Source organism: Stenotrophomonas maltophilia, from assembly GCF_013464485.1.
Lineage (GTDB): Bacteria > Pseudomonadota > Gammaproteobacteria > Xanthomonadales > Xanthomonadaceae > Stenotrophomonas > Stenotrophomonas maltophilia_AW.
In genome coordinates this window covers 1-5619 of record NZ_RAUX01000081.1, presented here as the reverse complement: position 1 = coordinate 5619, position 5619 = coordinate 1, and the positions used below count along the sequence as shown (strand labels likewise).

Sequence of the window (5619 nt, the reverse complement as noted above, 5' to 3'; positions counted from 1 at the left end):
AGGTGCCAACCTTGGTTGGCGCACGCCGAAACAAAGCGCCGACCAAGGTCGGCCTCTACCGGGGAAGCCGCCGGCGATTATTTCCCGCGCAGCTTCTGGAACCCGGTCACCGCCGCCAGCACGATGGCACCGGCGATGATGCCCACCACCATGTTGGCCGCAGCACTGATCAGCCAGCCCCACTGGCCCTCACCGCCCAGCGCCTGCACCGCGTGATGCAGCGCCGGCACGTTGTGCACCAGGATGCCGCCACCGACCAGGAACATGGCGATGGTGCCGGCCACCGACAGGAACTTCATCAGCCACGGTGCCGAGGCGACAAGCCCACGACCGAACGCAGCAATGGCTCCGCCCTTGTGCGACAGATACAGGCCCACGTCATCGAGCTTGACGATGCCCGCCACCAGCCCGTAGACGAACATCGTCATCGCCAGTGCGACAACGGCCAGGGTGGCCACCTGGTTGGTGAACGGCGCAGTGGCGACCACGCCCAGAGTCAGCACGATGATCTCGGCCGAGAGGATGAAGTCGGTGCGGATCGCGCCTTTTACCTTGTCCTTCTCCCACGCCACCATGTCCACCTGCGTATCGGCCAACGCCTTGCGCCGCTCGGCCTGATGCTCGGCGTCGTCCTCGGCTGAGTGCAGGAAGCGGTGCGCCAGCTTCTCCACGCCTTCGAAACAGAGGAAGGCACCACCGATCATCATCAGCGGCACGATCAGCGGCACGTTCCAGCCGCGGCTGTGCAACCAGGCCTCCAGCGCGCTGATCGCCAGTGCCGCCGGCACCAGGATCACCTTGTTGACCAGCGAGCCCTTGGCCACCGCCCACACCACCGGCAGTTCGCGGTTGGCGTTGACCCCGGTGACCTGCTGCGCGTTCAGCGCCAGGTCGTCGCCCAGCACGCCGGCGGTTTTCTTCGCCGCGACCTTGGTCAGGACCGAGACATCGTCGAGGAGGGTGGCGATATCGTCGAGCAGGGCAAACAGGCTGGCACCGGCCATGGGAAGTCCAGAGAGGGAATGAGCGGATTCTGACCGATACCGGGGCAGCTGCGGAAGCGGACGGATTCACCGCGTGCCCACCGCCCCCCGGCGACACTGCGGAATCCGGACATTGCCGGCCAGCGGCCGGCACGACCGTCTTTGCCGCATGGGAGTTCCGCTTGAGCAATCCGCCCACCGCCAATGGCAATCCCCCGCTGGTCAAAGGCATGAACCGGCGCAGCCAGATCCTGCGCCTGCTGATGCGCTACCGCCATTCGGGCGTGTTCTCGGGCATGAACCTGGATGCCGCGGGCAATCCGGCCGACGTTCCCGCAGACGGCAACCCGGAGCAGTTCGTCAGCGACCTGGAAGCGCTGGGGCCGACCTTCGTCAAGCTGGGCCAGATGCTGTCCACCCGTCCGGACATGGTGCCGGTGGAGTTCGCCACTGCGCTGGAGCGCATGCAGGAAAAGGTGGCCGAGATTCCGGTCGAGCGCATCCATGCCATCGTCGAGCAGGAACTGGGCGCGCCGGTGAACAAGCTGTTTGCCTCGTTCGACCCCGAACCCCTGGGCTGCGCCTCGATCGCGCAGGTGCATCGCGCGGTGCTGCACGATGGCCGCCAGGTGGCGGTGAAGGTGCAGAAGCCTGAAGTGGCTGCACAGCTGCGCTCGGACCTGGAGGCGCTGCGCAGCTTCGCGCTGGCCGCCGACCACCTGACCCAGGTGGGCCGCCGCGTGCGCCTGCGCGACTGGCTCAACGAGTTCGCCAAGACCCTGATGCAGGAGCTGGACTATCACGCCGAGGCCGAGAACCTGGCCCGTTTCGGCCGACACCTGAAGCCGTTCCGCCGCCTGTGGATTCCGCAGCCGCTGTGGGATTACAGCAGCCAGCGCGTACTGACCATGGAACTGGCCACCGGCGTGCGCGTGGATGCGATTCCCGATGTGCGCCGCACCGAGCAATCGATGGACCCGCTGGCGGCGGCGCTGATCCGCGGCTACCTGGACCAGATCTTCGTGCATGGCGAGATCCATGCGGACCCGCATCCCGGCAACCTGCGGGTGATGCCCGATGGACGGCTGGCAATCTTCGACCTGGGCATGGTCGCGCACATGCCGCCGCGCCTGCGCGAGCGCCTGCTGAAGATCCTGTTCGCCGCGGTCGATGGCCGCGGCGAGGAAGTGGCCGATGACCTGATCAGCATCAGCACGCGGCTGGAGGCGTTCGACGAAGAACGCTACCTGCGCGAGACCGGCCAGCTGATCGCACGCTATGCGGCCAGTGGCAGTTTCTCCGAAGGCCGCGTGGTACTGGACATGGTGCGCATCGCCACCGCCTGCGGCCTGCGTACACCGCCGGAGCTCAGCCTGCTCGGCAAAGCGCTGCTCAACCTGGAAACCGTATGCCGCTTGCTGGCACCGGACCTGGATACCCGCCGCATCGTCGAACGCCAGCTGCAGCACGTGATGCGTGCGCGCCTGAAAAAATCCCTGTCTGCGGCCAACCTCGCCAGCGAGGCAATGGAGCTGCAGCAGCTGCTGCGCGATGGGCCACGCAAGCTGTCGGACATCATGGCATTGCTGGCCGAGAACCGTCTGCAGATGAAGGTGACCGGCCTGGAAGAATCGCGGTTGATGGAAAACCTGCAGAAGATCGCCAACCGCGTGGCGGCCGGCATCATCAGTGCGGCATTGATCATGGCTGCGGCAATGATGATGAAGATCGACACTGGCTGGCACCTGTTCGGTTACCCGCTGATTGCGCTGATTCTGTTGTTCATCGGCGTGGTGCTCGGCCTTGGCATCGTGACCAGTGCATTGCTGTTCGATCGTCGCGCGCGGGCACGCGAAGAGCGCGGCCATCGCTGAATGACATCGATGAAACCGCCGTATTCATGCGGTTTTTAATGCAATCCAACGAAGCCTTTCACGCTCATTTTACCTTCTGAGCGCGATCCCGCGCGCGTCATATCAACAAACATTTCAGTCAGGTTCGTGCATGCACTATCGGGTCATCGGCCTGTCACATGCATGTGCTTGCGGCAGCGCCGGTCGGATGGACACGCGTCGGTACGACGTCCATCACCACCACCCCGTCACTGCCGAAGCTGCCTATGCTCTGGATACTGCTGCTGTCGTTGTTGCTGCTGTGCTGGTTGTTCCTCGCGTCCGACAAGTGGGTGTGGTGGAAGGCCGGTGCGTTCTCGCTGCTGCTGCTCATGCTCAGCGCGTGGTGGCTGATCGACAAGCTGTCCGGTGATGGGCTCAACGCTGCCACCCTGTACCACCTCGGCGCCGACATGGAAGGCGCCGGTGTCTCCGACTTCAAGGGCTATATCGCGGGTTTCATCGTGCTGGCGCTTGTCTCACTGCTGCCGCTGTTCGCCACGCGGGTGAAGCGCTGGCGCCGGCCCGGCCACGGTGGAGCGTTGTTCGCTGGGTTCGCGGCCGTGTGGGTGGCCACGATCATGATCAGCCCTCTGGCCCGCGATGGCCAGCGCCTCTACCAGCAGCTGCGCCCGGTGGACTTCGCGCGCATCGCCCCCGAGTACCAGGTGCCGACGCAGCCGCTGCAGCGCCCGCGCAACATTGTCTGGATCTACGGTGAGAGCCTGGAACGCACCTACCTGGACGAGGCCGTGTTTCCCGGCCTGATGCCCAACCTCAACCGCCTGGCGTCCGAGTCGCTGGATGTGCGCGACCTGGCCTCGGCCGAGGGCAGCGGCTGGACCATCGCCGGCCTGGTGTCGTCCATGTGCGGTGTGCCGCTGACCACCTCGCAGGGCGACGAGAACAGCATGGACCGCATGGGCAGCTTCCTGCCCAAGGCGGTGTGCCTGGGCGACTACCTGAAGCAGCAGGGCTACACCAACCACTACCTGGGCGGTGCCAACGGCCAGTTCGCCGGGAAGGGCCAGTTCCTGGCCAGCCACGGCTTCGACGAAGTGCACGACCTGGCCTGGTTCAAGCAGCAGAAGAAGATCGGCCGCATCCACTACTCGGCCTGGGGGGTGCACGACGACGTGCTGCTGGACACCGCCTACCAGCGCTTCGAGCAGCTTTCGCGCGCCGGTTCGCCGTTCATGCTGACCACGCTGACCATGGATACCCATCACCCGGCCGGCCATCTGCCGGTGTCGTGCAAGGGCGAGCGCTACCAGAGCCCGTACGGCAACATCGGCCTGCTCAACGCACTCAAATGCACCGACCGCCTGATCTCGCAGCTGGTCGAACGCATCCAGGCCAGCCCGTATGGCAAGGACACGTTGATCGTGATCGCTTCCGACCATCTGGCAATGCCCAATGACCTCAGCCATGTGCTGGCCAAGCAGAAGCGCGAGAACCTGCTGTTGTTCCTGGGCGATGGCATTGCCCCCCGCCAGCTGACGGCCAGCGCCGGCACCACCCTGGATTCGGGTGCGACCCTGCTCAGTCTGCTGGACCCGAACCTGAAGACGATGGGCTTTGGCCGTTCGCTGATCGATACCCAGCGCGCGCCCAGCGCCAGCGTGGCAACCCAGCGTGATGGCGGCCGCGACTACCCGCAGTATCTGGCCTTCGCCCGCTCGCTGTGGCTGGGCGAACCGACCCGCGAGCTGAAGATCGACAGCGATGACCAGGTGGTGGTCGGCCTGCAGCACGTGCAGCCACCGGTGCTGCTGGAGTACGACAAGGACTGGGCACTGAAGTCGGTGTACCTGGAGAACACCTCGCGCCAGTTCGATGATGCCGACCCGGACAACACTCTCGCCTACGTCGATCGCTGCACCGCATTCGAGGACGGCTCGGCCGACGGTGACTGGTGCGCGCTGCTGGTCAACCGTGACAACGGCATCAAGCTGTACCGCGACAACGACCTGCGTGGCGGTATTGCGGTGGATGCGCCGCTGGATGCGTTCCAGGGCCCGCGCCCGAGCGTGCGCCAGGCACACATGATCACCCAGAAGGGCCGCCGCACCCGCGCCGGCCAGTACATGCTGCAGCTGGTGGCGAGCACGCGCCCGGATCGCGGTTTCTGGATCGAGGCAGTGTCGTCGCAGCGCAAGGTGGTGCTGGCCCAGCAATGGGTGCAGCCCGATGCCAACGGCAAGATCAACGTGTCGTTCGGGCTGGACCACGAAGTGGATGATCTGGAGATCCGCGCGTGGTTGAACCACGCCGAGAAGCTGGCGGTGGACACATTCGCACTGGTGCCCTCGCGCAGCCGACCACGAGGATAGGGTTCTTTGCAGGGCTGCGCCCTGCACCCGCTACAAGCCGGAGCAAAGGCAACAGCAACAGCAACAGCGTGCATTCCGTGGTTTGGCGGGGCGGTGTGGGGTGGCAGGACACGCCGTAAACCCATCCATGGGGGCTCGATGGCGCCATCCATGGCGCCAACGGTCCTGCCACCCCACACCGCCCCACCTCTGACAGATTYCTAGCGTCTGRTRGATCCACSCSATGCGTGGATGAATCTCCATCGARWYCGARTATTTCGACAATTGATCGAARARCATCCACGCATGGCGTGGATCTACGTGTCGACCAAGTCGACACCCACCAAGAGCWSGCCATSCCATTCCGRCAGATCGCGRAAATCTGTCGAAGGCGGGGTGGGTCCGGTTGCGGGGGCGTGAGCCGCATGGATG

Annotated in this window: 2 protein-coding genes and 1 pseudogene; 2 read left to right on the top strand and 1 reads right to left on the bottom strand. The window is 65.1% G+C overall.

What is annotated here, in order from left to right; genetic code table 11:
• Positions 1-77 precede the first annotated feature (77 nt).
• Complete coding sequence (locus D7Y61_RS22310; RefSeq protein WP_180869383.1) at positions 78-1004, bottom strand: DUF808 domain-containing protein; 927 nt, start codon at positions 1002-1004, stop codon at positions 78-80.
• Positions 1005-1210: 206 nt separating this feature from the next.
• Here D7Y61_RS22310 and D7Y61_RS22305 point away from each other — a divergent pair.
• Both D7Y61_RS22305 and D7Y61_RS22300 read left to right on the top strand, forming a co-directional pair.
• Positions 1211-2857 (top strand): annotated as a pseudogene (locus D7Y61_RS22305) (ABC1 kinase family protein); the annotation flags it as partial.
• A gap of 245 nt (positions 2858-3102) precedes the next feature.
• On the top strand, positions 3103-5208 hold the full coding sequence (locus tag D7Y61_RS22300; protein WP_180869379.1) for a phosphoglycerol transferase I: 2106 nt from the start codon (positions 3103-3105) through the stop codon (positions 5206-5208).
• Positions 5209-5619 lie beyond the last annotated feature (411 nt).